The 600-nt window shown below is 57.2% G+C and carries 1 protein-coding gene; it reads right to left on the minus strand.

All coding sequences use genetic code 11. The features are described from left to right. Window positions 1-266: 266 nt before the first annotated feature. Window positions 267-600, minus strand: a 334-nt coding sequence (locus AC066S_RS39075) for a hypothetical protein (RefSeq protein WP_478271943.1), incomplete at its 5' end; no start/stop codon positions are given.

A 600-nucleotide genomic window follows, 5' to 3' on the forward strand; every position in this document is an offset into this window, starting at 1 on the left:
AGGCCCGCAAGCAGCAGCGCGAGCTGGTCGCACTGGTCACGAAGGCCGGCGAAACGCCTGCAGCGCCTGCTCCTTCACCAGCTCCGCGCTCCCGGCAGAGCGGTGCCGGCACCAAGAAGTCCTAACGTGGCCAGGTGTCCCCGATGGGGGGGTCATTAGGGTCATGCCTTTGATCCTGGCGCATTAGGGTCCATTTTTTGTGCTATGAGCCTCCCTGTTCAGCATAGGATCAATTGACCATACTTAAGTGAGCCGGGTGCAGTTCGTCAGAACATGCGGCTGAAGGGAGTGCTGTCCCAATTGATGAGCAGCAAGACAGTGCTGTGAAAAAGGCTTGCGATGAAGGCATACTTATTCATTGATTTGGCTCCGGAGTGTCGGCGAGGGTGTTCCTGTGCAACTAGGGACACTGGCAGGCTTGGCACGGAGAAGTAGAACCCCAGAATGAGTATTTGCCTCTGCGGCACAATTTCGGGTGGCACTGTACGCATCATCAGCGCTATAATGTAGGTATCGCATTGTGCTGGCAGTTGGATAATGCCTCCGGAGCGCGGACCAAAGTTCGCCGCGTGGCAAGTGGGACTCAGAACCCAGCCGGGA

Source organism: Bradyrhizobium sp. CFUWI (genome assembly GCF_056429085.1).